Genomic DNA, 26,154 nt, shown 5'->3' on the forward strand with positions numbered 1-26,154 from the left:
GAGTTTATCCATGGTCCTCGGGACGGGAGTCGACCTCATTCAGGCAATCTACGCGATCGTCGCCGTCAATAGCCTCGTGCTCGCCGGCGTCCTCTACCGACACCGCGAGCGGATCGGTGCGGTCCCGTTGCTCGTGAACGTCCTGGCGACGGGGCTGTGGGCCGCGTCGCTGTTGGCCAGAACGACCGTCGACCCGGGGAGTGCCCTCGCCCACGCACTGTTAGTAACCCTCTTTCTGGGCGTCGGGCTGTATCTGCTGACGCTGCTCGTGTTCACGCTCGAGTATACCGGACGGGAAAAATATATCCGACCGTCGACGATCGCGATCCTCTCGATCGAGCCGATACTGGTGCTCGGCTTCGTCGCTGTGAATCCCGGACAGCGGTTCTTCGAGGTAGTCGACGGAACCGTCGAGTGGGGGATCGTGTTCTGGGGTCATATGGTCTACGCCTACGCGATTCTGACCGTCGCCACGGTGTTGATCGCCGGACTCCTCTATCGCTCACAGTCCCTCTACCGGGGCCAGACCGCCATGCTGGTCGTCGGGACGGTCGCGGCCTGGGCCGCGAACGCCCTCTACGTCTTCGGCCCCGTCGACGTCGAAATCTCGCCGGTCGGGTTCCTCGTGACCGGAGCCCTGTACGCGGTCGCGATCACGCGCTACCGACTGACCGACATCGTCCCGATCGCTCGCGACCGCGTGCTCGCGAACGTTTCGGACGCCGTCTTCGTCGTCGACGAGCAGGATCGGTTGATCGATCTGAACCCCGTCGGTCGGGACCTGCTCGCGGACATCGATTCGTCCCCGATCGGAGCGGACATCGACACGCTGCTGGCAGGTCGGCCCGAACTCAGGGAGGGCTACCGGGGCCTGACCGCGACGCCGACGCCGGGTGACCGCGAGTTCGAACTCAGTGACGGCCACTATCACTTCCGGACGACGCCGATCGAGGACGACCGGGGTCGTCACGTCGGCTGGCTCTTCATGATCCGGGACATCACCGACCGCAAGCGCCGGGAAGCACAACTCGAGCGACAGAACGAGCGCCTCGAGCAGTTCGCCGACCTGGTCTCCCACGACCTTCGCAATCCCTTGAACGTCGCGAACGGCTACCTCGACCTCGCTCGGGAAGCCGACGACGACGCGGCGTATCTGGAGGAAATCGAGCAGTCCCACGACCGGATGGAAACGATCATCGAGGACGTCCTCACGCTCGCTCGCGAGGGAGCAGACGTGACCGACCCGGAGCCGGTCGCGCTGGCTGGCATCGCCGGCCGGGCGTGGAGCGGCGTCGAGACCGGCGCGGCATCGATCGCGATCGACGCCGACGTCACGATTCTCGCCGATCCCGAGCGGACCACCCGACTGCTCGAGAACCTGTTTCGCAATGCGATCGAGCACGGAAGCGAGCGTGAAGACGGTGCCGACCTCGAAATCACAGTGGGAACGCTCGCCGATACGCCCGGCGGCTCGGTCACGGGGTTTTACGTCGCGGACGACGGTGTCGGGATTCCAGCCTCAAAGCGCGAGCACGTCTTCGAGGGCGGCTACACGACCGACGAGGACGGAACGGGGTTCGGGCTCGCGATCGTCACCGAAATCGCGACGGCCCACGAGTGGACCGCGTCCGTCACCGACAGCGAGACCGGCGGTGCCAGGTTCGAGTTCCGCGGCGTCGAGACGACCGCGGACGCGTCGGCCTCGAGCGACGGTTCGGAACCCGACCTCGAAGCCGACTCGTCAGGGCCCTAACCCGGTCGCGGACTCGCTGGGTTGCTCACGAGGTGGACACGGTCCCGTCACTCGTCTCGGGTGCCTCCCTCCAGGTAGTACTGAATCCGGTCCCGGCTCGACTCGGCCACTTTCACGAACTCGACGACGCGCTCGCCGTCCTCGCGGCGGTCGGACCGACGGTCGATCGTCAGCGACTGGTCGTCCAGATGCTCGAACAGCGCGTCGAGCGCGTCGGGATCGCCCCTGACGGTGTGGCGTTCCCCGACCGGATCGCCGTCTCGAACGTCCCGAATGGTCGAGACCATCGGGAGGAGGATCGACTCGCCGAGGTCTCGCGCGCGCTCTCGGAGGCGGTCGTCGGAGTCGCCCGACTCGACGGCCTGAAACGCGTCACGAACGATCCGGGAGAAGACGAAGTCCCGACCGTGTTCGAAGGGCAGCGAGAACGCGTAGGCGAGTTCCGCGTGGTGCTGGGATTCCGTCGTGTACTTGACCATCGACTCGCCGTCCGCGGATTTGACGACGACGCCCTCCCGTCCCGCCGCATCGAGTTCGTCGATGGCGTCTCGAACCGTCTCCACGGCGGCGGACGGCTCCGAGCGGCCGAACCACCGCGGCTGGCCGACGCCGTACTCCGCACAGAGGGTCCGTCGGTCGGCCACGGGAACGGGATCGCCGGACTCGCGGTCCCGAACGTCGAACACCCGGAACTCGTGGGAGTCGATGCCCTCGTAGTCGTGGGTCGTGTAGGGCGTCTCCGGCCCGATCAGTTCGGTACAGAGGACCTTGGTCGGATGCTCGGCGAAGAACGCAGCCAGCGGGAGCCGATCGCGCGCCCGTGCCGTCGTATACGGACAGACGTAGCCGCTTCTGGTGAACGCGAGGGGGGCATCACCGTCGCCTCCGGCGACCGCGATGCGGACGTTGAACCCGTCCAATTTCTCCTCGATGGCGACGCTATCGGTCCCTTCGAAGAACGAGGGAAGACCGGGATCGAGCACGAGGACCCGCGGAACGCTTGGATAGCCGCGGACGACGGCATCGCTCTCCTCGACGATGACCGTTCCGCGCTCGACGCCGTGGCGGGCGGCGGTCAGCACGTGGTGGGTCCGGCCGCCCACCGACCGCTGCTCGAAGTGTTCGAAGAGGTCGGCGGGCTCGTCGGTGGTGGCCCCGAGCCGCTCGAGGGAGTCCTCGCGGTCCATGCGTCGTTCGACCACGTTCCCGGTAAAAAACACCGGGCCGGGTGTCGGTCGCTCGCGGAGACGATCGGGCCGGCCGGCCGAGAACCGGCCGTGCCGGGACGAGGCCTATGTAGCGCCTCGTGTAACGTCCGCCCATGCCCGGGGAACTGCCGCGCCAACAGTTCGTCCTCGACACGTCGCTGTTCATCACCGAGGAAATCAGGCGGGACGACGACTCGCTCGAGGACGCCGTCGTCCGGCTGCTCGACCGCATCGCGACCGCTCGGCTCGAACTCAACATCTCCTGTTACGTGCCGCCGTCGATCCACGACGAACTCGCGACGATGTTACGCGAACGCGCCGTCGACGAGGCGGTGTTCTCGCGACTCGACACGTGGGTCGTCCGCAAGAGCCCGGACCGGTACGGCGTCACGATCCCGGCGGACATCGTCTACGACTTCATCGACGAGATGAGCGATCGGGTCGACCGCGGTCTCCGCGTCTCGGAGGAGGCGATCCGCGAGGTCGAACAACTCGATCCCGAGGCGCTCGCCAGCGGGTCGAACGACGACGGCCGCGAGGAGTACATGACCGACGCCGATCGCATCCTCTCGGATATGCGCGACAAGTACCGCCGCGCGCTCCGCCAGGGCGTCCTCGACTCCCGCGAGGATTTCGACCTCCTGATCCTCGCTCGTGAACTCGACGCCGGCGTCGTCACTGAAGACCGAGGGATCATCTCCTGGGCCGACGAGTTCGGCCTGCGCTACGTTCGGGGCGGGCAGTTCCCGACGCTGCTCGAGGAGTACCTGCGCGCGGCCGGCGTCGAGGACGGGGCGTGAGTTACACCTCCGCTCGTGGGCGTCTCGAGTCGCGCCGCCCGATCGACGAACCCGCGTTGCGCGGCGGATGCGGGCCGTTGTGGTCGGCTGCAATACTCGTCGTCCCCTCCCCGTCTTGATTGCCGCGGAGTCGCTGCTGTCCCGATTCCCGGCCGTCGCGTCGACGCTGCCGTCCGCAGCGACCATGCTCGGGTCGAAATGAAGACAAAGGGAACAGGAACCTCAAGTCACCGTAACACGAAGCCAGATCGGCAATGCAGGCTGGTTCGATCTCTGTCAGGGTAGCAGGGACGCAGATCGAGTCGATATATCGGTCACTCACGAGTGACTGGCTCAGATGTCGCTTCGCTTGGAAAGACGCGGCGTATCGTATATTTTAATCCGATGATGAGAGAGAGCGCTACTCCGAACGCATACGAGATGAGGTGAGCAACCACCAGTCCATCACCTGCTGGCGGGTTGACAAACCAATATATGCAAAAACTTACAACAAACAATGTTACTCCAGCGATTACGCCGATAACGAATGAGCTAATGCTCGTATCGTTCACCAGTGTCCCAAGCAGTACCGTAATTCCGAGTGCCAAGGGTGCAAAGAAGAACGCAGACCAAAATACCAGTTCAAGGAATAGATCTATATTTGGGAAGATATTTCTGAAGTCCCCGAAAATACCTAACAGAACACTGGTCCCTAGTATATAGAGTGCAAACACTAGCTCGCCGATTCGGGTTCTTTTGGTAGTAATAACGTTCTGTGCCATCTATTATTCCCATCTATCTCCTAATATTTGAAGATCGGCATGGGTCGGTAGTAGATTATTAGCAGTAGTAACGAACGCGGAAAGCGTTAATTCTGCCTACTCTGTCGTGAGGCTTTGTACTCGCCGCTCAGCGAAGTTGACACATGAGCATAAATATCAGCATTGGCGAACTCAATGAAGTAGCCATGAGTGTTTATATCGATCACTATACGGGTAACTCGGAGGTGCAACCGACAGTCGCCGTGGCCGTGGCAATAAAAAGACGCGATCAACTGGCTCGTCGCTTCGCCGGCGAGTTACTCGAAGTGGTCGAGGCAGGTCTGGTACTCCTCTTCGGCCTTCTCCCAGTTGACGACGTCGAAGAAGGCGTCGATGAAGTCTCCGCGGTCCGGACCGTAGTCGTAGTAGTAGGAGTGCTCCCAGACGTCCAGCGCGAGCACTGGATGTGCGCCCCAGAGCGCGCCCTGGTCGTGCTTGTCGACCGCGACGTTGCGAAGTTGCTTCGCAACCGGATCGTACACCAGCAGTGCCCAGCCACCGGCGGCACCGGCAGCGGCCTCGAACTCGCCTTTCCAGCCCTCGTAGGATCCGAAGTCCTCCTCGATGCGGTCGGCGAGGTCGCCGTCCGGCTCGCCGCCGCCGTTGGGGGACATGTTCTCCCAGAACAGCGTGTGGAGATAGTGACCACAGCCGTTGTGAGTAACGTTTTTGAGGGCACCGGGCGTCGAGCCGAAGTCGCCCTCCTCGCGGTTCTCCGCGAGGGTCTCCTCGGCGGCGTTGAGGCCGTTGACGTAGCCCTGGTGGTGCGTATCGTGATGCCAGGTCAGTACCTGTTCGGACAGTGCCGGTTCGAGCGCGTCGTAATCGTACGGGAGTGGTGGAAGTTCGTGATCAGTCATAGTATGCACCTCACGTTCCGTATCGGTATCTCGCCTGTTAAGTTTTGAGGAGTGAGACGATATCACACCTCATAAAGGCGCGGCCGTCCTGTCTCGTGATTTCCCGACACTTCGGTGAACGAACTACGGACTGCGTATTAAACCTTTCAGCAACGTCCTTCCGAGCGTCTTCCGTCGCGCAAGCGGGCGTGACAGTCCCGTCCCGACTCACTCGAACTCCTTGTGGTGGGCGTGCTCGAGCCACTCCTCCAACGACGGTTGGTTCCAGTACCGCACCGTCTCGCTTCGTCGATCGTGTTCGAGGACTCCCGCGTCCTCGAGTTTCGGCAGGTGGACGTGCTGGAGTTCCAGTTGCACTCCCGTTCGTCGATCCATCGAATCGGAGTCGGCCGTCGAACCCGTGGGCGACTCCCCGTCGGCGTCGTCACACGCCGTCGCCTCCTCGAGGGAAATGACGTTTTCGGTAAGGTTTTCGATCGTTGCGACGCCGTCCGGCCGGTCGTTGAGATCGTAGAGGACGTATCGCCGCCGACTGTTCGACAGCAGGTCGAAAACGAGGTCCAGCGACGGCGGTACGTCCGCTGTCAGTGCGGTCGCCCCCTCCTGTTCACGCATCCACGAACCACCTACCGTGTGTTACCATTCGAAACCACCAAGAGTGGTTTCAATAGCCGACACATTAGGCCTTACGTCTCCCTAGAAAAATACCTGTGTTATATCCACAGGTAAACACTGAGATTATAACCATCAAGTCGTTCCGCTCTCGTCTTCGAACGACCGGTGCTGAAAACCGTTGCGGCGGAAATACCGCGTTCGTTCCGGAACGACAACGCGTCCGATCGCGTGTCAGGCCGCCCGGAAGGGGCTGCCGAGTCGAGTTGTCGAGCCGTCGTTCCATCCGGCCGCCACACTGAGGCGGCTCGGAACGCCGGCATTCGACCGGCCGTTCGCAGACGGCGACTGCGGCTCCGAACGCGAGACGAACGCAGGCACCCGATCGAGAGATCGACTGTCCGTTCTGTCGGCACTCTCGAGCGAGTCCGTCGGAGAAGGTTCGATGAACCGACTCGGCCTCGTCGTCCCGCGGGCCGGTTGCCCACAAGCGGGGAGGCCGCTACTGCGGCGGCGTTACTCGTAGAGCCACTCGGCGTCGTGCTGCTCGTAGTCGATCAGCTCGTCGTCGTCGAAGTGGATCGCGATCTCGCGTTCGTTCGCTCCCTCGTCCTCGTGGTCGGCCGCGTGAACGACGTTCCGGCCGAGATCGAGCGCGTAGTCGCCCCGGATCGTTCCGGGGGCGGCCTCGAGCGGGTCAGTCTCGCCGATCATCTGTCGGACCTGACGGGTCGCGTCCTGGCCCTCCCAGACCATCGGGACGACCGGTCCCGAGGTGATGAAGTCCACGAGGTCGTCGTAAAACGGCTTGTCCTCGTGTTCGCCGTAGTGTTCCTCCGCCCGTTCCCGAGGCATGTTCTCGACTTTGATACCGACGAGCTTGAGCCCGCGGTCCTCGAGTCGAGAGACGACTTCGCCTACGAGGCCGCGGGCGAAGGCGTCGGGCTTGACCATCACGAAAGTGCGTTCGTGATCGCTCATGCCTCTTCAGCCTCGGTTTCGGCGTCTTCGGTTTCGTCGGTCTCCTCGACCGTCTCGTCACCGGCGGGCGCGTCCTCCTCGTCGTCGGCCGCGTCGGCCTCCGTTTCGAGGTCCTCCTCGTCGTCGGCAGGCGTGTCCGCCTGAGCGGGACCCTTGCCGCGACGACCCTCCTCGGTCCACTCGAGATCGCGCGGTTCGCGCCCGAGCTTGTAGTTCTTCTCCGCTTTGGAGTCGACGAAGTGGAGCACGGTGCCGTCGTTTTTGACGTACATGATGCCCGTGCCGGGTTCGATCTCTTCGCCCGTGTAGTCGCAGGTTCGTTTCTCGACCATTATTGTCCTCCGATGGAGTCGGCCTCGCGAGCGGTCTCGCGAAGCTGGAGTACGTCCCCTTCGCGGACCGGCCCGAGGCAGTTACGGGTGATGATGCGTCCCTGGTTCTCGCCCTCCTTGATCCGGCATTTGACCTGCATGGCTTCGCCGTGCATGCCGGTCTTGCCGACGACCTCGATGACCTCGGCGGGCGTCGAGCCGCTTTCTTCCTCTTCAGCACTCATCTCTGATCACCTCAGTCGAGATCCTCGACCTTGTCGGCGATGTCCTCGACGTCGTCTGCTGCCTCACCGGCGTCGACGACCGCCGCAGCGGCCGAGCCGACCTCGAGGCCGGCGGCGTGGCCGACGTCGTCCTGGGTCTCGATGAAAACAACGGGAATGCCTTTCTCCTCGGCGAGTTCGGGGAGATGCATGACGATCTCCTCCGGGGAGACGTCCTCGGCGACGTAGACGAGCTCGGCGTTGCCGCGCTCGATCGCCTTCGTGGTTTCGTTCGTTCCTTTCTTTACTCGTCCGGTGTCTCGTGCGACCTCGAGCGCCTCAAGCGCGTCGTCGGCGAGGTCGGCTGGGATGTCGGTGGTTACGTAAACTGACATTGGTTGTTCACCTCTCCTACACGTGGGCTCGCGCTCCCCTGCCGTCCGGGCACTGGGTACCCGTGCCGGGCCGATCCCGGCGGAAGTCCTGTGAAGCTAGGAGCATCATCAACCCCGCGTAGGGTGTACACTCGAATAGCGCTGCCCCCCTTAAAAGCGTGTTCAAACGGATGGCGAAGTGAGACACTTCCGCACGGGCCGGATCGTTCCGGATCTACGTACTGTTCGGATCGGTGTCAGTATTCGGCGGTCGTATTCGATCGGCCCGACCGAAACGGGTTCCACACCGACGACGCTGCCGAGGAGCAACCGGGCTCGAAAGCTTATCTGAACGCGGCTTTCGCGGCTTCGACGAGGACCTCGGGTTCGTACTGATGGGTACTCACCGGCGGGACATCCCGGTCCACGTCCAGCAGGTCGTAGACGGCAGTCATCGCGGACCGCACCGAATACTCGACGGTGAACACCACGTCCCGGGGCTGCTCGGCGAACTGTCCGATAAACGCCAAGTTGTTCGATCCCGGTGGGACGACGTCCGGCCGGTCGCCGGCGGTCCGCGGCATGAAGTGGCTCGTGATAAACGGCATGTTGCAGGGGATACAGTTCGCGTCCTCGAGAACGGACGGGAGTTCGTCGAGGTAACCGAGGTGGTAACAGAGTTCCTCGAGGATCTCCTCGCCGGTACAGTCTTCCATCTTTTTCTCGACGTGATTCCCCTCCTCTTCGGGGAACAGCCCGTATCCCCAGAAGACCTTCACGTCGTCGGGCTGGTCCGCGAAGTGGGGCTGGGCGGCGACGACGATGGACATCAACCAGTTCGACTCGGTGAAGGTGATCAACCCGTTTCCGGGCGCTTCGCCGGTGACCTCGACGATGTGCTCGAGGAGGTCGGGCTCGTGGAGCGTGACGGTGTACGACGGCCACTTCGTCTCCGGAACGTTGTCGGCGAACGCCGACGGTGTCCCGAACTCGGGGTTGTCCTCGACGATGTTCTTCCACAGTTCGAAGGACGCCCCCGTCGTGTTCAGTTCGGGCGCTTCGGTCATCGATCCGAGATCCGAGCCGTCGGTCATCGACCCGTTGGTCACGAAGACGAGGTCGGTCGGATCGACGTCGATCGTCTCGGTGGACCCGTCCGACTCGTAGTGGATCGTTTCGACGGTCTTTCCCTCGCGGCCGGGTACGATATCCATGTCCGTCACTTCACAGCCGCTCCGGAACTCGACGCCGTGGTCTTCCAGCCACCGCCGAATGGGTCGGACCATCGAGTCGTACTGGTTGTACTTGGTCCGGTGGATCCCCTCCATGGTGTTCAGCCGGGGAAACTCGTGCATGAAACGGTGCATGTACCGACGCATCTCCGCGACGCTGTGCCAGGGCTGGAAGGCGAACGTCGTGGCCCAGATGTACCAGAACGGCGTCTCGAAGAACGAGTCCGAAAACCACTCTTCGATCCGCGTGTCACCCAGTTGTGCCTCGGGTGTCAACGCCAGTTGGAGTAACGAGAGTCGATGGTCCATTTCGAACCCGTACGACGAAACGTCGAGCACCTCCTGCTCGTCGCCCAGCAACCGTGCGACGGCGTACGTCTGGTGTGTCTCGTTGAACTCGTCCATCACGTCCTTGACCGACCGTTCCCGGTCCTCGAGCGACGGGATCGACTCCAACAGATCCCACGTACATTCGTAGGTCGGATAGTTGAACATCCGGCCGCCGCGAATGACGTACCCCTCCTCCGGCGAGCCGGCCCCGTCGAGCGCCCCGCCCATCACGTCCAGTTTCTCCAGCACGTGGACGTTCTCGCCCGGCAGTTCGCTGTCGCGAACGAGGAACGCGGCCCCGGCGAGGGAGGCGATCCCGCCGCCGACGAAGTATGCCTCCCGGTCGGAGCCGTCCCGCCGTCGGGTCCCGTCGTTACTCATGCGACTCGTCCTCCGTGCTCTCGCCCGTCGTTTCGGTGTGTCGGTGTGGCCAGTACGCTTTCGTGTTGGTGTCCATCGCGAATCACATTAAGACAGTTGACACGAGCGGTATTGAATACGGTCCGTGATTCTCACGGACCTGAAATCATAAATCGATTATATATTTTCGGAGTCGACCGTCCTAATCGGCAGCGCCTCTCTGCAGCGTTTCACCGGCTCGGTAGCCGCACGACGGCCGTCGCCGGTCCCGGCGGCGGGGTCCGCGCATGCGAGATTAATTATATGCGAGCACACAAAGCGGCCCTATGAACGCGGATGCGGATGTCGTTTCACTCGCACGGGCACTCCACGCGGAAGCCGAGCGTGCCAACGAGCGACGGATGCTGGTTCTTGCGGGCAGCCGGAACCGCGGCTACGATCGTCTCGAGTCGATCCTCGATGCCCTCCCGGTCCCGATCACCGGCACGACGCTCGTCGGACCCGAGGATCGACTCCGGTGTGAACAGCGCCGACAGGTCGACGCGAGCGACCTCCTCGGGACCACGCGGGACGTCATCGCTGTCGACGGTCACGACGAACTCCAGCCGAACGCGCTCGGCAAAGTCACCGGCGCGGTCGACGGCGGTGGCCTCCTCGTCTTGCTGACGCCGCCGCTCGAGGCGTGGCCGGAGCGCCGCGGTGCGTTCGCCGACTCGCTGGCCGTCCCCCCATTCGACCTGGACGACGTTACGGGGCGATTCAAACGCCGCCTCGTCCGGACGCTGCGGGCCCATCGTGGCATCGCGATCGTCGACCTCGAACGGGACCGATGCGAGGCCGACGGACTCACCGACCCGGCCCCGCGGCTGGCGACGGAGCCCCCGACTCCGCCCTCGGACCACCGGTTTCCGACCGCCGCCTACGAGGCGTGTCTCACGGCCGATCAGGTCGACGCCGTCGCCGCCTTCGAGTCGCTTCGCGGGACCGAGCGGGCCGTCGTGCTCGAGGCCGATCGCGGCCGCGGGAAGTCGAGCGCCGCCGGGCTGGCCGCGGGAGCGGTCGCCCTCGACGGCGAGGACGTGCTGGTAACCGCTCCCGCCGCCCGGAACGTCGCGGAACTGTTCGATCGCGCGGGAGCGCTCTGTGAGCGACTCGGGGGTGACGCCGCGACCGTCGATTCCCGTCAGATCGAGACGGCCGCCGGCGGTTCGATCGAATTCCGCGAGCCGACCGCGGCCGTCGACACCCTCGAGTCGGCCGACATCGTCATCGTCGACGAGGCCGCGGCATTGCCAGTCGCGACGCTCGAGTCGCTGCTCGCGGCCGACCGGATCGCCTTCGCGACGACAATCCACGGCTACGAGGGCGCGGGGCGGGGCTTCTCGGTCCGATTCCGGGACCGACTCGCAGAGAGCGATCACGCGGTCACCGACTGTACGCTGGTCGAGCCGATCCGGTACGCGGCGGGCGACCCCGTAGAGGTGTGGGCCTTCCGCGCACTGTTGCTCGACGCCCGGCCGCCGGTCGACCAGCTCGTGACCGACGCCACGCCCGAGACGGTCGAGTACCGGCGACTCGAGCCCGACGCGCTGCTCGCGGACGAGCGACTGCTCCGAGAGGCGTTCGGCCTGCTCGTCCTCGCCCACTACCGGACCGAACCGAACGACCTCGCGCGCCTGCTCGATGCACCCAACCTCACTGCCCGCGCGTTACTCCACGACGGCCACGTCGTTAGCGTCGCCTTGCTCGCTCGCGAGGGGGGCCTGCCCGCGGACACTCGCGCGATGATGTACGAGGGCGGCCGCGTCCGCGGCAACATGCTCCCGGACGTGCTGACGAGCCAGTTGCGCGACGAGGCGGCGAGCGAACTCGTCGGCCGTCGCGTCGTCCGGATCGCAACCCACCACGCGGCCCGCTCGCGGGGCTTCGGCTCGCACCTGCTCGAGCGCATCCGCACGGAGTTCGCCGCCGGGAGCGGTGACGACGACGACGCCGCCGGCGTCGACTGGCTGGGAACCGGCTTCGGCGCGACGCCCGGCCTCCTCGAGTTCTGGCGCGAGAACGACTACCGGACGGTCCACGTCTCGACGACGCGCAACGACGCCAGCGGCGAGTACTCCGCGCTCATGCTCGCGCCGACAAGCGACGAGGGCCGGGCGCTTCACGACCGGCACGCCGACTGGTTCGTCCGCCGGGTCGCCGCGCTCAGTTCGGACGCGCTCGACGACCTCGCGCCCGACGTCGCTCGAGCGCTCCTCCGAAGCGTCGACGCCGACGCCGGCCCGCCGCTCTCGATAACGGCCCACGAGTGGCGGGTCGTCGCGGGTGCCGCCTACGGCCCGGGACTGTTCGACGTCGATCCCGGGCCGTTCAGGGACCTCGTCGTCCGCTACCTCGTCGACGATCCCGACACCGTCTCCCTGACGGACCGCGAGGAGCGGTTGCTGGTCCTGCGTGCCCTCCAGGGCCACGGCTGGGAGACGGTCGCGGACCGCCTCGGGTACCACTCCACGGGACAGTGTATGCGGGCGCTCGGCGACGCGTTCTGTCCGCTGGTCGACCACTACGGACCCGACGCGGCGCTCGAGGTGCGAGCGCGATTCGTCGACGAGTAATCGCCCGTGGCCGTCCGAACCGGAACGCGGCAGGCAGTGGCGCACGCCGATTGCGGTGTGCCGCTGGCTCCATCTCGAGCGCCGGCTCAGAACAGCCGTCGGAGCAGCCACTCCGGAGCGAGAGCCACGAGCCACGCGATGGCCCGCCATCGCCGCGTCACGTAGGCGTGAGCCCGCTTGTGACGGATCGCTCGAGCGATCTGCTCGGCTGCCGTCTCGGGCGAACACTCCCAGAAGCCGCCAAGCGAGAGCTTAGTGTCGACGAACCCCGGCTCGATGGTCGTGATCGTCACGTCGGTGTCCCGATCACCCACTCGATAGCGAAGTCCCTCGAGATACCTCGAGACGTAGGCCTTGGAGGCGTTGTACGCCGGCGCGTCGCCGTTACCGACGTGGGCCGCGACCGACGAAATCCCCACGAGATGGCCGTCGGTCCCGCTTGCGGTCCCCGACTCGCGCTCGAAGTAGGTCATCGCCGCCGTTGCGAGGGCGGTAAAACCGCCCACGTTGACGGCGACCGTCTGCCGTTCGGGCTCCCACTCGAGGTCCGGATTGACTGTCGCGACCCCGGCGCTGATAACGACGAGGTCGACCGACGGCATCGCCTCGGCCAGTTCGAAAAAGCGGTCTCGAGCCTCCGCGGAGTCGGTGACATCCATCGCCGCGACGTACGATTTGGTCGGCAGGTCCGCGCCGACCTCCTGCAGTCGCTCCATCCGCCGTGCCGTCAGGCCGATCTCGTAGCCGTCCGCCGCGAGTCGCCGGGCCAGCGCTTCCCCGATGCCCGACGACGCGCCGACGATGATCGCACCGCGAGCGTTTGCCATAGCCACACGTTCGGAGGGAGCCACCTAATGCTACTGAAGGCGGTAGGCCTTTGCCGCGGTCAGTCGTGCCCCCGATATGGTCGATGCCGTTCTCGTCGTCGCCATCGCGTTGCTCGTGGGGGCAATCGTCGGCGCAGCCGTCCCGATGGTGCCAAGCGGCCTGCTCTCGCTGGCTGGCCTCGTCGTCTACTGGGTGGGAGCCGGAGCCGCGGAACTGAGCGCGCTCACCTTCGCCGTCCTCGTCTTCATCGCCGTCGTCACCGCCCTCGTAGAGTTCTTCGGCGGCTCGATCGCTGCCCGGGCCGGCGGCGCGTCCTGGCTGACCACCGCCGTCGCCGCCGTCGTCGGTCTCCTCTTGATGGTCGTCACCGGCCCGCTGGGGCTGCTCGCCGGCCTCTTCGGGACCGTTTTCGCCCTCGAGTTCGTCCGAAAGGGGGAACTCGAGGGCAGCGCGCGCTCGGCGGTCTACACGACCGTCGGGACCCTGGCGTCGACGGCGGTCCAGGTCCTGCTGACGGCGTCGATCCTGCTCGGGTTCGTCGTCGCCGTTTTCCTGCTCTGAGCACCGGAAAGACTGAATCCGCGAGCGGCGTTTACGCGACCGAATGGAGTGTTCCGAGTCCGACTGCGAGCGTCCAGCCGCGGTCGAGTTACATGTACCCTGGGACGAGAACCGGCTCGTCTGTGCCGCCCACGCCCGCGTGCTGGGTCAACGGGACGGTATCGTCGCGGACCCGCTTCCCGACCGGAGCGAGGACTTGCTCGAGTGAGATCGCGTCGCCGGGCGCGGCTACTGGCGGCGGACGACGGCCAGCGCCGCGAGTCCGCCGACGACGACCGCGAACCAGTAGGTAGTCAGCCGATAGAGGAGCGCGACCGCGTAGGCGTTCGCCGAGGACAGGCCGACCAGGGCGACGAGGAGCGCGGTCAGCGCGACTTCGATGCTTCCGAGCCCGCCCGGCGAGGGAACGTATCCGGCGAGCATGCTCGCCGAGACGGCAAACGAGACGACGACGGGGTCGACGGTCAGCCCGAGCGCGCGCCCGGCGAGGAACAGCGGGAGGACGAACAGCGTCCAGCCGAGCACGGAGAACGCGAACGCCCACCCGAGCGCTCGAGGGTCGGCGGCGAGCCGATCGAACGCCGCCCGCAGCTCTGCCAGCCGCTCTCGAACGCCGTCGACCGTCAGCCTGGGGACCAGTCGGCCGATCGGTGCCACCAGTTTCGTCAGCGACCGTTCGACGGTCGCCCGGAACCGAATCGCGACCGTCGCGACCGCCAGTACGCCCGCGGCCGCGACGACCAGCCCGCCGGCGACCGGCGCGAGCGCGGTCGGGAGTTCGGATCGCCAGACGAGGACGCCCAGGCTGAGAAGCGCCATCCCGACCGACGCGATCAGGTTCAGCAGATCCGCGGTGACGACGCTCGCGAGGCTTTCCTCGTAGCTCGCCGCCGTTTCGCGGGAGAGCACGTACGCGATGAACGGCTCGCCGCCCGCCTGTCCCATCGGCGTGACGTAGTTGGCAAACGTCGCCGCCGCGTAGGTCACGAGCAGCGTCCGATACGACTCGTCGACGCCGGTAACGCCGAGAATGACCTGCCAACTGCGCGTCCAGAGACAGAGACACAGACACATCGAGCAACAGGCCGCGAGGAGCCACCCAGGACTGGCCGTCGCGAGCGCACCTCGCACTTCGTCGACGCCGACGCCCGCGGCGATGACTGCCAGCAGCACGCCCGCGACGGCGAATCCGGCGGCGATCCGTCCCACTTGCGACCGGGACACGCCGCTCGGGGTCTCCTCGGTCGCCGTCACGGGTCGCGGGCGGTCGCGCCCTGTGGTCGGTTCGATCGGCGGGGCCGGGCGACCTCGAGACCGCGCCGCGTTGCTGCGATCGAACGCCCCGTACATCCGTCGGCGATGCCGTCGCTGGTCGAACTCTCGCAGCCGACTATCGGCGGCCGTGACATGTTCTACTACCCGTGACTGAGGGCGGCAGTACGGTTCTTTCGGTGCGCGTCCGGCGGCGGCGCGGGCGGGACGTCAGGGGTGTGCGTAGTACGCGACCGTCTCCGCGTCCTCGCCGTCTCCCTGCCGGTCGATCCGCGCGAACCCGACCCGCTCGAACTGGACCATGTCGTCGGCCACGAGGTCGCCGACGCCGGGTTCGGCGTGCCCCGTCACGTCGCCGTCCATCGTTCGCATCCGGACCGGGACGCTCCCGTCGGCGGGCACCCAGTGGACGACGTCGACGCCGCCCTCCCGGACCACGTCGATGTCGTCGGCGGTGTACCGGAGGACGCCGTCGTCGAACCGGAAACAGCCGAACCCTTTCAGCCAGATGCGCTGTTCCCCGTTCCCGTCCGCGTCGGGAATGTCCCCGGCCTCGAGCATGACGGAGTCACCGACGGGAATCTCGCGAACCCCGCGGTCCTCGTGGTTAGGGTGCAGCGGCGGGGTCGCTTCGGCGGGCGGGTCCCCGGCGAGGGGGACCTGATTGCCGTCGCGGACGAAAAAGCGGCGGTCGGTCTCCTCGTCGATCAGCTCCCGGTTGTTCGCGTAGATCGAACTCATCGCGAGGTCGACGTCGGTGGTCGAGGTGCCGAGGCCGGTCATCGCCTCGACGATCGCCTCGCCACGGATGCCCCGCCGGCGCAGGCTCTTGAGCGTCGGCGCTCGCGGGTCGTCCCAGTCGTCGAGTTTCCCCTCGTCGATCAGTTCCGAAATGGTCGACGTGCTCATCTTCACGTCGTAGTCGTCGAGCTGAACGTGGCCCCAGTGGACCACTTCGGGGTACTCCCAGTCGAAGTAGTCGTAGACGAACCGTTGGCGCTTCGCGGAGTCCTGGAGATCGATCCCGCGGATGATGTGGGTGATTCCGATCAGGTGGTCGTCGACCCCCGACTGGAAGTCGAGCATCGGCCAGCAGCGGTACTCGCTTGCCTCCTCGCGGGGGTGTGGCGTGTCGATCATCCGGAAGGCGACCCAGTCGCGCAGCGCCGGGTTCTTGTGTTCGATGTCGGTCTTGACCCGCAGCACCATCTCGCCGCTACTGTACTCCCCAGCGATCATGGCCTCGAACTCCTCCGTAACGGTCTCTCCGTCTTTGTCACGGTGCGGGCAGGGCTCGCCCGAATTCTTCAGCTCCGAGAACGCCTCGCCCGAACACGAGCAGGTGTAGGCCCCGCCCATCTCGATCAGGTCGCGGGCGTGGTCGTAGTACGTCTCGAGCCGGTCACTTGCCTTGTAGGTCGCGTCGGGTTCGAAGCCGAGGTAGTCGAGATCGTCGAGGATCGCGTCGTAGGCCTCGATATCCGGCCGTTTGGTCTCCGGATCGGTGTCGTCGAACCGGACGCAGAACCACCCATCGTAGCGCTCGCGATAGGTGCCGATGACGGCGGGCATCCGAGCGTGGCCGACGTGCCACGGGCCGTTCGGATTCGGGGCACACCGCATTCGGATCTCGTCGTACTCGTCGGCGTTAGGCAGGTCCGGCAGATCGTGTTCGTCTTCCTCCTCTTCGGCCTCGATCTCGGCGAGTTCCTCGGGTGCGAGGTCCTCGAGACGGGCCCGTTTCTCCTCGTAGTCGAGGTCGTTGACGCGACCCACGACGCCGCCGACGATGCCGGGGACGGCGTCGGAGTGCTCGCGGAAGGCCGGATTGTCGCCCATCAGCGGCCCCATCACGGCACCGACCGCGGCGTCGCTCTCGTGTTTGACGGCGTTCAACAGCGCGTGCTTCTCGGCTTCGCGCTCGACGCGCTCGCGTAACTCGTCTTCCATTACCGAGCGGTATTCGCGCCCGGCCCAAAACCCTCGCGATTCGGGGTGTCCTTCCGTTCCGCGTTCGCAGTCGAACACCCTCGTTTCGGCCCACTTGCCGAGCATCGCCGTCGGGTCGTACCAGCGAGACGCTACGCGTCACACGCGTCGCGACGGGCAGTCGAAAAACGGTGCGGTCAGCCTGTCGACCGGCCCGACTGCGCCGGTTCTCAGTAGCCGCGCTGAATCAGGTAATCCGCGAGTTCACAGAGCAATTCGCGAGCCTCGTTGTCCGGGACGACCTCGAGGCGGTTTTTCCCCTGTTCGACGAGGTCGCGGGCCGTCTCGTTGGCGTAGGAGATCGATCCCGCCGCCTCGAGTTCGGCGACCGCGTCGTCGATCTCGGCCTCGGTGACCGCATCGACGTCGTCGGTATCGACCAGGCCGTCGACGTCGACGCCCTGTTCGCGGGCGTGCACCGTGATCAGCGTCTGCTTGTTCTCGACCAGGTCGCTGCCGCGCTGTTTGCCGAGTTGCTCGCTTGGCACCGTCAGATCGAGGACGTCGTCCTGGATCTGGAACGCGCGGCCGATGTCGAGCCCGTAGCCGTAGAGCGCGTCGATCGTCTCGTCGTCTGCTCCCAGCAGGATTGCGGGGAGACACGCCGAGGCGGCGTAGAGCACGGCCGTCTTCTGCTCGACCATCTCCAGGTACTCGTCGGGCGAGACGTCGATGCGTTCCTCGAAGGTGACATCGAGCGACTGTCCCTCGCAGATCTTCGTACAGGTCGTCGCGAGGACGTCTAGCGCCTCGACGATGCGATCCGGTTCGGCGCCCGTCTCGAGCATGATCTCGAAGGCCTTCGAGTAGAGCGTGTCACCGGCCAGAATCGCCGTCTCGAGGTCGTACTCCTCGTGGACGGCGGGGACGCCGCGCCGGAGGTCGTCGTCGTCCATGATGTCGTCGTGAATCAGGGTAAACGACTGGATGACCTCGACGCTGACGGCGGCCGCCATCACGTCGATCGGCCCGCTGTCGTCGAGCGCGGGGAACGAACGGTATGTCGCCGACAGCGGCTCGACGTCGGCCAGCGCCTCCGCCGTCGTCAGGAGGACCGCCGGCCGCAGTCGCTTGCCGCCCGCGTCCAGCAGGTATCGGGACGCCTCGTAGAGTCGTTCGGGTCGCTTGATCGGCAACTCCTCCGGAATCGCGTCGTTGACCAGCTCGCGGCGCTTCCGGACCGCCTCGAGCACCGCCTCTTCGCGTGCCTCGGGGCTCGTCATATCAGTCGACTAGCTGGATGAGGTTCCCGTTGCGCGTGACGTGGAGGTCTCGGCCCATCTTGTACCCCTCGCTCTCACAGAGGTTGACGTAGCTCGAGTACCCGCTCATGTCCTGGTGGGCCGGGATGATGTGCTGGGGTTGCAGCGCATCGAGCATCTCGTAGTGGCCCTCCTGGTTGAGGTGCCCCGAGACGTGGATATCGTCGTAGACGCGCGCGCCCTGCATGCCGAGCAACTTCTCGGCCTGGTAGCGCTGCCCCTCGTTGGTCGGCTCCGGAATGACCCGTGCGGAGAAGACGACCTTGTCGCCGTCGTCCAGTTCGTACGGCGTCTCGCCGCGGGCCATCCGGGTGAGCATCGCACGGGGTTCGCCCTGGTGGCCGGTGACGATCGGCAGGTAGTTCTCCTTGCCCTCGTTCATGATCCGCTTGAACGTGCGGTCGACGGACTTGCGGTGGCCGAACATCCCCAGATCCGAGGGGAAGTCGACGAAGTCCAGTCGCTCCGCGGTTCCGGAGTACTTCTCCATCGACCGCCCCAGCAGGACCGGCTGGCGGCCGATATCGTCGGCGAACTCGACGAGCGACTTGACACGAGCGATGTGGCTCGAGAAGGTGGTGGCGACGATGCCGCCGTCGTAGTCCTCGATGCTGTAGAGGACGTCACGGAGGTGTTCACGGGCGACCGTCTCGGAGGGCGTACGCCCCTTCTTGTTCGCGTTGGTACAGTCTTCGATGTAACAGAGGACGCCGTTGCCCTCGCGACCGATCTCGCGGAACCGCTCCATGTCGATCGGGTCGCCGATGACGGGCGTGTGGTCCATCCGTTTGTCGAGCCCGTAGACGACCGCGCCTTCGGGGGTGTGGAGAACGGGGTTGATCGCGTCGATGATCGAGTGCGTGACGTTGACGAACTCGAGGTCGACCGTTCCGGAGTCGCCGATCGACATCGTCTCGCCGGCCTCCATCTTGACGAGGTCGTTCTCGACGCCGAACTTCTGTTCGCCCTCGATCTGCTGTTTGACGAGTTCGATCGTAAACGGCGTCGCGACGACCGGCGCGTCGTAGCGGTGTGCCAACTTCGAGATGGCACCGATGTGGTCCAGGTGGCCGTGGGTCGGCACGATGGCCTTTACGTCGCCCTCGAGGTCGCTCATGACCCGGTCGTCCGGGATTGCGCCCATGTCGATCAGATCGAGGCTGTGCATCCGCTCGGTTTCGACGTTGTCGTGGATCAGGACCTGCGAGAGGTTCAGACCCATGTCGAAGATGACGACGTCGTCGCCGGCACGAACGGCAGTCATCTGCCGTCCGACTTCTTCGTAGCCGCCAATGGTTGCGATTTCGATTTCCATGATTCGTAGCACTGAAAGCCGCTGAATGGACTCTCATCGAAACGGTCCGCGGACGCCTAGTCGTACGGCCCCGGCGTCTTGCAGCGCGTCGGCCATCCCGCTATGCGCTCGGTGCGACGGCGGTTCCGTCTTCGATAGCTCGCGACCATCGCAAGCCCCGAACGCACTTGCCCGCGGGTTTCGCTAGTGTCCTGTACACGCCCGGGTGTTAAAAACGCAGTGGGTTGGATCGTCGGCCGAGACACCGGCCGTCTCGGCGGTTTCCAGCCGTTCTGACGCCGATCGCCGAGCCCTCTCGGACACCGCAATTCATTTGCCGGTCGCCTCGAAACGGGTGTCAGTAACGATGCTTTCGGAGGGACCGTCGTGTACGTAATCATCGTCGGTGCTGGCGAGGTCGGCCGTTCGATCGCCGCGAACCTCGAGGGGGCCCACGACGTGGTCGTCGTCGACCGCGACGCCGACGTGGTCGAGGAGCTCACCTACTCGCTGGATATCCTCACGATTCGCGGCGACGGAACCGATCTCGACACCTTGCGGGAAGCCAACCTCGAGCAGGCGGATCTGGTGATCGCCTGTACGGACAACGACGAGACCAACGCGGTCGTCTGTGGTGCGGCGAAGGCCGCCACGAACGCGTTCACCGTCGCACGGGTCCGCCGCCGGACGCTGCTCGAGACGTGGCAGGAATCGCAGGGTGCGTTCGGCGTCGACTTCATGGTCTGTACCGATCTGCTGACCGCGCGAACGATCTTCCGGATCTCCGGACTGCCGAGCGCACACGACGTCGATACGTTCGCGAGCGGGCTCATCCGCATGGCCGAGTTCGATATTCCGGCGGCCAGCCCGATCGCGGACCGAACCGTCAGGGAGGCCGACTGTTACGATTCGCTCACTTTCGCCGCGATCTTCCGGGACGACGAAATGGTCGTCACCCGGGGCGACACTGTCATTCGGGGCGGCGACCGGGTCGTCGTCATCGGGAGCCCGGACTCGATCAACGACTTCGCCGACGAGGTCGCGACGATGCCCGAGGAGGCCGAGGAGGTCGTCATCGTCGGTGCCAGCGAGATCGGGTACCAGACCGCCCGCGAGTTCGAGGATCACGGCTTTCGCCCGCGTTTGATCGAGCGCGACCCCGACCGGGCCCGCGAGGTCGCCGAAGCGCTGCCGAACACGATGGTCATGGAGAGCGACGCGACCAACGCCGAGTTCCTCGCCCGCGAACACGTCGGCGAGGCCGACGTCGTGATCGCCGCCCTCGACAGCGACGAGAAGAACCTGCTCGTGTCCCTGCTCGCCGAGCGGATCGGCGTCGACCGCACCGTCGCGATCATCGAAACGCCCGAGTACGCCGACCTCTTCGAGACCGTCGGCGTCGACGTCGCCGTCAACCCCCGCGAGGAGACCGCCGAGGAGATCATCCGCTTTACCCGGACCGACCACACCGAGAAAGTGGCGATGCTCGAGCACGACCGCGCGGAGGTCATCGAAATCGAAGTCGGTCCGGACAGTGTCCTCGTCGGGCGGGAGATCGCCGACGCGACCGACGACTTGCCGCCGGGCGTCGTCATCGGTGCGATCTCGCGAGCGGGCGACCACATCACGCCCCGCGGCTCGACGGTCGTCCAGCCCGATGACCACGTGATCGTCTTCGTCGATGCGGCCGTCCTCGACGACGTCATCGAACTCATTTAGAACGGCCGGTCCCTGCTGTCGTGTCGGACCGCGTCTCGAACCGTCCCGAACCTACTCAGTTACTGATGCCGCGATAGACGACGTACGCGACGAAAAACAGGACGTACGCGATCGCGATGCCGGTCGTCAACAACGACCGGCCGACGATTGCGATCCCGACGATGAGAACCGGCCCGATGAGCAAGAGCGAATCGAAGACCCGGTCGTTGGCACCTGATTCGAACACCTCTTCGACGATCGGGAGGTCGCTGAGCTTCATTGGTAGAGCCCCCCGCGGCGGAAGACCGCCCGCAACGTGACCAACACCGGAATGATCTCGAGGCGGCCGATCCACATGTTGAACAGGAACATGAGTTTGCCGAGCGTCGGCAGCGATTCGGGGCCGGTGATCCCCGCGGAGAGGCCGACGTTGCCCTGTGCGCTCGCGACCTCGAAGATGACGTTCTCGAGCGTGTATTCGCCCTGCGGGAGGATCACGAGGAGGATGAAGATCCCGATCGCGAGGAAGGTCGCCCACAGCATCGCGATGATCGCCGCTTCCTCGAACTCCTGACGGATCTCCCGTTCGTTGAGACGGCGACCGTTGATGTTCAGCCGCCGGACGGCCGTCTCGGGGTAGAAGACGTCCGAGATGCGATGCCGAACGCCTTTCAGGAGCGTCAGCGCCCGAATCAGTTTGATTCCGCCGACCGTCGAACCGGCCGCGCCGCCGATGACCATGCCGAAGGTAACGGTGAGTTGGGCCTGGGCAGACCACCGCCCGAGCGCGACGTTGGTTGCGTCGACAGCGGTCTGGAAGCCGGCACAGGTCGCCGCCGAGACGAACTGGAACGAACTGTATCGGAACGCGGTAAACAGCGAGTCGTACGTGTCGCCGGCGTATACGAGCGCAGTCAGCACGAGCGTGCCGAGGCTCATGTAGATGAACACCCACCGGGTCTGGAGGTCCGCATAGAGGTTCCGCAGATCGCCCTGCAGGATGAGGTAGTGGACCGGGAACGCGATGCTACCCAACAGCATGATCGGCAAGAGCGCGAAGTCGATGGCGGCGCTGTCGTAGGTGGCGATCGAGTGATCTTTGATCGAGAACCCGCCGGTCGACAGGCCAGTCATCGCGTGGTTGATCGCGTCCCACAGCGGCATGCCGACGATCCAGAGGAGCAGGATCGAGACGAACGTAAAGAGGATGAAGATCCACCAGATGGTCTGGACCGTCGAGACGATGCTCGGGTGGATGCGCTCCGAGCGGGCCTCGCTCTCGTAGAGCGTCAGCGAACCGCTCCCGGGACGGGCGAGAATCGCCGTCGTGAGGACGATTACGCCTACACCGCCGATCCACTCGATGAACGAGCGCCACCACTGGAGGGTCCGCGGCAGGACTTCCTCGTTGTCCGTCATCGTCAGCCCGGTGCCGGTAAAGCCGCTCATGCTCTCGAACAGCGCGTTGATCGGATGCGTAAACGCTGCGAGTGTCGGCGTTTGCGACGGCTCGCCGAGGATCGGTGGCGCGAGTTCGGCCGACCACGCGATGAAAAAGAACGGCAGCGCGCCGAAAATCGCGACGCAGAACCATCCCAGCGCGGCGATGATCATCCCGTGGAGTTTGCCGGGCTTGGTCGCCCCCCGGAACCGCGAGGTCAGGAGAGACCCGATCGCAAGCGGTAACAACCCGGAGACGAGCAGTGACGGAATCGCGTAGTACTCCCCCCAGATGAGCGGGATGAGGATGGACACGAACAGGAGCCCGGCCAGCGCCTGAAACATGCGCCCCAGGTCCCGCCCGATCGTTTTCGTCGCCTCGTTCATCCGTCACCCTCCGTCCGACTCGCGTCCGGGGCCGTTCCGACCGCCCGATTCCGTGCTCGAGACGGGAGACTCGGCGGCGACCCTCGGAGCCGCGCTCCGCGTCGTCCGATCATCATTGAATCCGATCTTCCGAGTGGCCGAACACGTCCGTGAGCTTGGGTTCCGCTCCGAACGCCGAATAGACGGTGAGGAGGTCGTCGGCCTTGATCGTCGTGTTCCCACGCGGCGTGATCGGTGGGTCCTCCCCTTCGCGCTCGATCGCGACGATGAGGACGTCCTCGGGGAGGAGTCCTTCGTCCGCGGCCTCGATGAGCGATTTCCCGTCGATCGGTGCGCCTTCGGTGACTACGATTTCGAACACCTCCGCCGTCTCCCCGATCCGCATGTAGTCGACGATCGCGGGACGAGCGACCGCTCGATAGAGGTATTCGGCGATGAGCTCCTGCGGGTTTTCCATCGTGTTGACGCCGATCTGGCGAAACACGTTCATGTGCTCCGGATCGTGAACCACCGATACGATATTGGGGACCCCGTGTTCCTGGGCGAGCAGACAGACCATGATGTTGGTCGCGTCACGGTCGGTCGTACTGATCATCGCATCGGCGTTCTCGATCCCGGCGTCCAGCAGCGCATCGTGAGCCGTCGCATCGTCGTTGAGTACCAGACAGTCGTATTCACCGGCTACTCGGTCCGCCCGCTCGGGATCGTTCTCGATGACGACGACTTCGTTTCCCGATCGGGTTGCGATATCGATCAGCGGCATCCCGATATCGCCCGCACCGACGATGACGATATACATTGCGTCGGTGTTGATACGTGACCATTGAAAATATATCGCTTTAGTGACCCTGATCGAGCCCTCTCGACTCGAGCAGTCACCGGCGGGAGAGCCCTCCTTCGAGCGATCGTGACGGACGACCGAGCCGCGCTACCGTGACGTCACTTCCAGGGTCGGTTCCGTTGCTGGTGCCGCGTCGCTCGCTCTTTGGACTCCCCCAGGATTCGTTCGGTCGCCCACCCGGCCCACAGGAAGACGACCGTCATGAAGACGGCCGTCTCGAGCCGGACGATCGACCCGTACCGGACGGCGAGGACGAGGGCCATGATCGCCACCGCGGCGGCGACGACGCCGAAGACGTCGTAAAACGAATGCGGGTGGCGAACGCTTGGTAATCGAACGCTCATAGTGTGTTCTACGCACGGTTCGTATATAGATCCTCGTCTCGGGGACGGGGACCGACGGGTGCGACGCGAACCTGGTCGGACCCGCGTCACGTTTCCAGCCGTTCCGAACCCGAGTCCCCGTCGCGATGGAGGCTCGCTTACGATGGATTAATACGACCTACTCCAAATGCCGTTAATACCGTGACCAGACGCAACCCTTTCAGCGGGGTGTTTCTATGAGGATCCGCGCCGATTGGCGCGCCAGTGTCGCGCTCGTCGGAACCGTACTCAAGTACCTCTCCATCCCCCTCGTGATTCCCCTCGTCGTGGCGCTCATCTATACCGAACCCGTGTTCCCGTTTCTCGCGACGATCGCGCTCACGATCGCCGTCGGCCACGGCCTCGAGCAGCTGCGCCCGGATCCGGACTTGCAGGTCCGGGAGGCCATGCTCTTCGTCGCGATATCGTGGTTGGCCGTCGCGATGATCGGTGCGGTTCCCTACGTGATCGCGGGTTGGGGAACCGAATCGACGCTCGCACATCCCGTCAACGCCCTGTTCGAGTCGATGTCCGGCTTTACGACGACCGGGGCGACGGTCCTCGGAAGCATCTCGCTCGAGGATCACTCCCACGCGATCATGATGTGGCGACAGCTCACCCAGTGGCTCGGCGGGATGGGGATCATCGTATTGATGGTCGCGATCCTCCCCGAACTGGCGGTCAGCGGGGCACAACTCGTCGAGTCGGAAGCGCCGGGACCGCAGTTACAGAAACTCACGCCACGCATCGCCGAGACGGCGCGTATCCTCTGGCTCGTTTACTTCGCTTTTACCGTCGTCTACATTGCTATCCTCTACGGATTCCATCTGGCGGGGATGGCCGACAACATGACCCTCTACAACGCCATCGCCCACGGGTTCACGACGCTCCCGACGGGCGGGTTCTCGCCGGAGGCCGACAGCGTCGCGGCGTTCTCCGCGATCGTCCAGTGGACCGCCATTCCGTTCATGATCATCGCCGGGACCAACTTCGCCCTGTTCTGGCACGTCTTCAGCGGCGACGGCCATCGCTTCGTTCGGAACTCCGAGTTCCGAGCTTATATCAGCGCAATTGCCGGTTTAACCGTCTTGCTCGCAGGCATCCTCTATACGGGTGCTGCACCGCCACTCGGGGACCTCGGCGGCGTGACGGCGGGTGTGTTCGAGAACTCGTTGCGACAGAGCGCCTTCCAGATCGTATCACTGTTGACCTCGACCGGCTACGCGACCAGCGATTTCGCCGACTGGAGTTCGACGGGCCAGATCGTGCTCCTCTTTGCGATGCTCGTCGGCGGCTGTGCCGGCTCGACCGGTGGTGGTGTCAAGGTCGTCCGATGGCTGATCGTGTTCAAGGTGTTGCGTCGGGAGCTGTTTACGGCCTCCCATCCCGAGGTCGTCCGACCGATTCGACTCGGCGGCAATATCGTCGACGAAGACGCGATTCGTGGCGTTCTCGGGTTCTCGTTCATGTACCTGGTCATCTTCGCCCTCGCGACGCTGGTTATCGCACTGGACGTTAGCCGTGTCGCCGCCATCGAGGAGTTCACTGCACTCGAGGCCTTCAGTGCCAGTCTCGCGACCATCGGGAACATCGGCCCCGGATTCGGGTTCCTCGGGCCCTTCGGCAATTACAACGACTTCCCGATCCCGTCGAAACTCCTGATGGTCTTCCTGATGTGGATCGGCCGCCTCGAGATCATTCCCGTCCTCGTCATGTTCACCGGCGGCTTCTGGACCCGCTGAAAACGCCTCGCCGTTTCT

At 65.0% G+C, this 26,154-nt stretch carries 25 protein-coding genes; 7 read left to right on the forward strand and 18 right to left on the reverse strand.

Translation table 11 applies throughout. The annotated features are described in order from the left end of the window. Positions 1-10 precede the first annotated feature (10 nt). Positions 11-1,753, forward strand: coding sequence for a sensor histidine kinase (locus ALTAJ2_RS13980; RefSeq protein ID WP_007109422.1), 1,743 nt, complete (start codon positions 11-13; stop codon positions 1,751-1,753). Between the two features lie 47 nt (positions 1,754-1,800). Here ALTAJ2_RS13980 and ALTAJ2_RS13985 read toward each other — a convergent pair whose 3' ends face one another. Then, positions 1,801-2,940 (reverse strand): RNA ligase, encoded by a 1,140-nt coding sequence (locus ALTAJ2_RS13985; protein ID WP_007109423.1) that lies wholly within the window; start codon positions 2,938-2,940, stop codon positions 1,801-1,803. Between the two features lie 134 nt (positions 2,941-3,074). Here ALTAJ2_RS13985 and ALTAJ2_RS13990 point away from each other — a divergent pair, with 134 nt between their 5' ends. Then, positions 3,075-3,761, forward strand: a complete 687-nt coding sequence (locus tag ALTAJ2_RS13990) for an RNA ligase partner protein (protein WP_007109424.1) — start codon at positions 3,075-3,077, stop codon at positions 3,759-3,761. Between the two features lie 314 nt (positions 3,762-4,075). Here the strand turns inward: ALTAJ2_RS13990 and ALTAJ2_RS19235 are convergent, their stop codons facing one another. The 8 genes from ALTAJ2_RS19235 to ALTAJ2_RS14025 form a co-directional block, all read right to left on the reverse strand. Next, positions 4,076-4,522, reverse strand: a complete 447-nt coding sequence (locus tag ALTAJ2_RS19235) for a hypothetical protein (RefSeq protein WP_144240254.1) — start codon at positions 4,520-4,522, stop codon at positions 4,076-4,078. 296 nt (positions 4,523-4,818) lie between these two features. Beyond that, positions 4,819-5,421 (reverse strand): superoxide dismutase, encoded by a 603-nt coding sequence (gene sod, locus ALTAJ2_RS13995; RefSeq protein WP_007109425.1) that lies wholly within the window; start codon positions 5,419-5,421, stop codon positions 4,819-4,821. A gap of 207 nt (positions 5,422-5,628) precedes the next feature. After that, positions 5,629-6,036 carry a DUF7344 domain-containing protein gene (locus ALTAJ2_RS14000; RefSeq protein WP_007109426.1) on the reverse strand — a complete coding sequence of 136 codons (408 nt, stop codon included), beginning with the start codon at positions 6,034-6,036 and terminating at the stop codon, positions 5,629-5,631. A gap of 513 nt (positions 6,037-6,549) precedes the next feature. After that, positions 6,550-7,014, reverse strand: a complete 465-nt coding sequence (gene ndk / locus ALTAJ2_RS14005) for a nucleoside-diphosphate kinase (protein WP_006184656.1) — start codon at positions 7,012-7,014, stop codon at positions 6,550-6,552. Further along, the gene (locus ALTAJ2_RS14010; RefSeq protein ID WP_007109427.1) at positions 7,011-7,346 is read right to left on the reverse strand and encodes a 50S ribosomal protein L24e; all 336 of its coding nucleotides are present in this window, start codon (positions 7,344-7,346) and stop codon (positions 7,011-7,013) included. Before ALTAJ2_RS14010 ends, ndk begins: the two co-directional genes overlap by 4 nt. Next, on the reverse strand, positions 7,346-7,570 hold the full coding sequence (locus tag ALTAJ2_RS14015) for a 30S ribosomal protein S28e (RefSeq protein ID WP_006184658.1): 225 nt from the start codon (positions 7,568-7,570) through the stop codon (positions 7,346-7,348). The genes ALTAJ2_RS14010 and ALTAJ2_RS14015 overlap by 1 nt, the downstream gene beginning before the upstream one ends. 11 nt (positions 7,571-7,581) lie before the next feature. Further along, positions 7,582-7,944, reverse strand: a complete 363-nt coding sequence (gene rpl7ae, locus ALTAJ2_RS14020; RefSeq protein WP_006184659.1) for a 50S ribosomal protein L7Ae — start codon at positions 7,942-7,944, stop codon at positions 7,582-7,584. Positions 7,945-8,267: 323 nt separating this feature from the next. Continuing rightward, a complete protein-coding gene (locus ALTAJ2_RS14025) occupies positions 8,268-9,866 on the reverse strand; it encodes an oleate hydratase (RefSeq protein ID WP_007109428.1) in 1,599 nt (532 codons plus the stop codon). Positions 9,867-10,171: 305 nt separating this feature from the next. Here ALTAJ2_RS14025 and tmcA point away from each other — a divergent pair, with 305 nt between their 5' ends. Next, positions 10,172-12,460, forward strand: a complete 2,289-nt coding sequence (gene tmcA, locus ALTAJ2_RS14030) for a tRNA(Met) cytidine acetyltransferase TmcA (RefSeq protein WP_050031476.1) — start codon at positions 10,172-10,174, stop codon at positions 12,458-12,460. 86 nt (positions 12,461-12,546) lie between these two features. On the opposite strand, the gene ALTAJ2_RS14035 is transcribed toward tmcA, so the two are convergent. After that, entirely contained in the window at positions 12,547-13,287 is a 741-nt protein-coding gene (locus tag ALTAJ2_RS14035; protein ID WP_007109430.1) for an SDR family NAD(P)-dependent oxidoreductase, read from the reverse strand. A 76-nt stretch (positions 13,288-13,363) separates the two neighbouring features. On the opposite strand from ALTAJ2_RS14035, the gene ALTAJ2_RS14040 reads away from it, so the two are divergent. Then, entirely contained in the window at positions 13,364-13,849 is a 486-nt protein-coding gene (locus ALTAJ2_RS14040) for a DUF456 domain-containing protein (protein WP_007109431.1), read from the forward strand. A gap of 43 nt (positions 13,850-13,892) precedes the next feature. Next, positions 13,893-14,057, forward strand: a complete 165-nt coding sequence (locus tag ALTAJ2_RS19800; protein WP_007109432.1) for a hypothetical protein — start codon at positions 13,893-13,895, stop codon at positions 14,055-14,057. Positions 14,058-14,077: 20 nt separating this feature from the next. Here the strand turns inward: ALTAJ2_RS19800 and ALTAJ2_RS14045 are convergent, their stop codons facing one another. The 4 genes from ALTAJ2_RS14045 to ALTAJ2_RS14060 all read right to left on the reverse strand — a co-directional run bounded on the left by ALTAJ2_RS14045 (position 14,078) and on the right by ALTAJ2_RS14060 (position 19,687). Then, entirely contained in the window at positions 14,078-15,073 is a 996-nt protein-coding gene (locus tag ALTAJ2_RS14045; protein WP_239647737.1) for a lysylphosphatidylglycerol synthase transmembrane domain-containing protein, read from the reverse strand. A 258-nt stretch (positions 15,074-15,331) separates the two neighbouring features. Beyond that, the gene (locus ALTAJ2_RS14050) at positions 15,332-17,071 is read right to left on the reverse strand and encodes a glutamate--tRNA ligase (RefSeq protein WP_007109434.1); all 1,740 of its coding nucleotides are present in this window, start codon (positions 17,069-17,071) and stop codon (positions 15,332-15,334) included. Positions 17,072-17,280: 209 nt separating this feature from the next. Next, the gene (idsA3, locus tag ALTAJ2_RS14055) at positions 17,281-18,333 is read right to left on the reverse strand and encodes a geranylfarnesyl diphosphate synthase (protein WP_007109435.1); all 1,053 of its coding nucleotides are present in this window, start codon (positions 18,331-18,333) and stop codon (positions 17,281-17,283) included. Between the two features lies 1 nt (position 18,334). Continuing rightward, positions 18,335-19,687, reverse strand: a complete 1,353-nt coding sequence (locus tag ALTAJ2_RS14060) for a ribonuclease J (protein ID WP_007109436.1) — start codon at positions 19,685-19,687, stop codon at positions 18,335-18,337. 366 nt (positions 19,688-20,053) lie between these two features. Between ALTAJ2_RS14060 and trkA the strand changes: the two genes are divergently transcribed. Then, entirely contained in the window at positions 20,054-21,385 is a 1,332-nt protein-coding gene (gene trkA / locus ALTAJ2_RS14065; protein WP_007109437.1) for a Trk system potassium transporter TrkA, read from the forward strand. Between the two features lie 55 nt (positions 21,386-21,440). Here the strand turns inward: trkA and ALTAJ2_RS14070 are convergent, their stop codons facing one another. The 4 genes from ALTAJ2_RS14070 to ALTAJ2_RS14085 form a co-directional block, all read right to left on the reverse strand. Continuing rightward, positions 21,441-21,644, reverse strand: a complete 204-nt coding sequence (locus ALTAJ2_RS14070) for a hypothetical protein (protein ID WP_007109438.1) — start codon at positions 21,642-21,644, stop codon at positions 21,441-21,443. Next, entirely contained in the window at positions 21,641-23,191 is a 1,551-nt protein-coding gene (locus tag ALTAJ2_RS14075; RefSeq protein WP_007109439.1) for a TrkH family potassium uptake protein, read from the reverse strand. Before ALTAJ2_RS14075 ends, ALTAJ2_RS14070 begins: the two co-directional genes overlap by 4 nt. Positions 23,192-23,303: 112 nt before the next feature. Beyond that, the gene (locus ALTAJ2_RS14080) at positions 23,304-23,990 is read right to left on the reverse strand and encodes a potassium channel family protein (protein ID WP_007109440.1); all 687 of its coding nucleotides are present in this window, start codon (positions 23,988-23,990) and stop codon (positions 23,304-23,306) included. Between the two features lie 140 nt (positions 23,991-24,130). Continuing rightward, positions 24,131-24,376: a hypothetical protein gene (locus ALTAJ2_RS14085; RefSeq protein ID WP_007109441.1), complete on the reverse strand. Its 246-nt coding sequence runs from the start codon at positions 24,374-24,376 to the stop codon at positions 24,131-24,133. Between the two features lie 215 nt (positions 24,377-24,591). Between ALTAJ2_RS14085 and ALTAJ2_RS14090 the strand changes: the two genes are divergently transcribed. Next, a complete protein-coding gene (locus ALTAJ2_RS14090) occupies positions 24,592-26,136 on the forward strand; it encodes a TrkH family potassium uptake protein (RefSeq protein ID WP_007109442.1) in 1,545 nt (514 codons plus the stop codon). Positions 26,137-26,154 lie beyond the last annotated feature (18 nt).

This window comes from Natrinema altunense, assembly GCF_000731985.1.
GTDB classification, from domain to species: Archaea; Halobacteriota; Halobacteria; order Halobacteriales; family Natrialbaceae; genus Natrinema; species Natrinema altunense.

What these genes read in the sequence shown, in the direction of transcription:
- ALTAJ2_RS14085 (WP_007109441.1), bottom strand. Translation starts at nt 24,376, where the DNA reads ATGAGCGTTCGATTACCAAGCGTTCGCCACCCGCATTCGTTTTACGAC.
- ALTAJ2_RS14035 (WP_007109430.1), bottom strand. Translation starts at nt 13,287, where the DNA reads ATGGCAAACGCTCGCGGTGCGATCATCGTCGGCGCGTCGTCGGGCATC.
- ALTAJ2_RS14040 (WP_007109431.1), top strand. Translation starts at nt 13,364, where the DNA reads ATGGTCGATGCCGTTCTCGTCGTCGCCATCGCGTTGCTCGTGGGGGCA.
- ALTAJ2_RS14050 (WP_007109434.1), bottom strand. Translation starts at nt 17,071, where the DNA reads ATGGAAGACGAGTTACGCGAGCGCGTCGAGCGCGAAGCCGAGAAGCAC.
- ALTAJ2_RS14080 (WP_007109440.1), bottom strand. Translation starts at nt 23,990, where the DNA reads ATGTATATCGTCATCGTCGGTGCGGGCGATATCGGGATGCCGCTGATC.
- ALTAJ2_RS13985 (WP_007109423.1), bottom strand. Translation starts at nt 2,940, where the DNA reads ATGGACCGCGAGGACTCCCTCGAGCGGCTCGGGGCCACCACCGACGAG.
- ALTAJ2_RS19235 (WP_144240254.1), bottom strand. Translation starts at nt 4,522, where the DNA reads ATGGCACAGAACGTTATTACTACCAAAAGAACCCGAATCGGCGAGCTA.
- tmcA (WP_050031476.1), top strand. Translation starts at nt 10,172, where the DNA reads ATGAACGCGGATGCGGATGTCGTTTCACTCGCACGGGCACTCCACGCG.
- rpl7ae (WP_006184659.1), bottom strand. Translation starts at nt 7,944, where the DNA reads ATGTCAGTTTACGTAACCACCGACATCCCAGCCGACCTCGCCGACGAC.
- ALTAJ2_RS19800 (WP_007109432.1), top strand. Translation starts at nt 13,893, where the DNA reads ATGGAGTGTTCCGAGTCCGACTGCGAGCGTCCAGCCGCGGTCGAGTTA.
- ALTAJ2_RS14000 (WP_007109426.1), bottom strand. Translation starts at nt 6,036, where the DNA reads ATGCGTGAACAGGAGGGGGCGACCGCACTGACAGCGGACGTACCGCCG.
- ALTAJ2_RS14060 (WP_007109436.1), bottom strand. Translation starts at nt 19,687, where the DNA reads ATGGAAATCGAAATCGCAACCATTGGCGGCTACGAAGAAGTCGGACGG.
- ndk (WP_006184656.1), bottom strand. Translation starts at nt 7,014, where the DNA reads ATGAGCGATCACGAACGCACTTTCGTGATGGTCAAGCCCGACGCCTTC.
- ALTAJ2_RS14070 (WP_007109438.1), bottom strand. Translation starts at nt 21,644, where the DNA reads ATGAAGCTCAGCGACCTCCCGATCGTCGAAGAGGTGTTCGAATCAGGT.
- ALTAJ2_RS14015 (WP_006184658.1), bottom strand. Translation starts at nt 7,570, where the DNA reads ATGAGTGCTGAAGAGGAAGAAAGCGGCTCGACGCCCGCCGAGGTCATC.
- idsA3 (WP_007109435.1), bottom strand. Translation starts at nt 18,333, where the DNA reads ATGACGAGCCCCGAGGCACGCGAAGAGGCGGTGCTCGAGGCGGTCCGG.
- ALTAJ2_RS13980 (WP_007109422.1), top strand. Translation starts at nt 11, where the DNA reads ATGGTCCTCGGGACGGGAGTCGACCTCATTCAGGCAATCTACGCGATC.
- ALTAJ2_RS14010 (WP_007109427.1), bottom strand. Translation starts at nt 7,346, where the DNA reads ATGGTCGAGAAACGAACCTGCGACTACACGGGCGAAGAGATCGAACCC.
- ALTAJ2_RS14075 (WP_007109439.1), bottom strand. Translation starts at nt 23,191, where the DNA reads ATGAACGAGGCGACGAAAACGATCGGGCGGGACCTGGGGCGCATGTTT.
- ALTAJ2_RS14090 (WP_007109442.1), top strand. Translation starts at nt 24,592, where the DNA reads ATGAGGATCCGCGCCGATTGGCGCGCCAGTGTCGCGCTCGTCGGAACC.
- sod (WP_007109425.1), bottom strand. Translation starts at nt 5,421, where the DNA reads ATGACTGATCACGAACTTCCACCACTCCCGTACGATTACGACGCGCTC.
- ALTAJ2_RS14025 (WP_007109428.1), bottom strand. Translation starts at nt 9,866, where the DNA reads ATGAGTAACGACGGGACCCGACGGCGGGACGGCTCCGACCGGGAGGCA.
- ALTAJ2_RS13990 (WP_007109424.1), top strand. Translation starts at nt 3,075, where the DNA reads ATGCCCGGGGAACTGCCGCGCCAACAGTTCGTCCTCGACACGTCGCTG.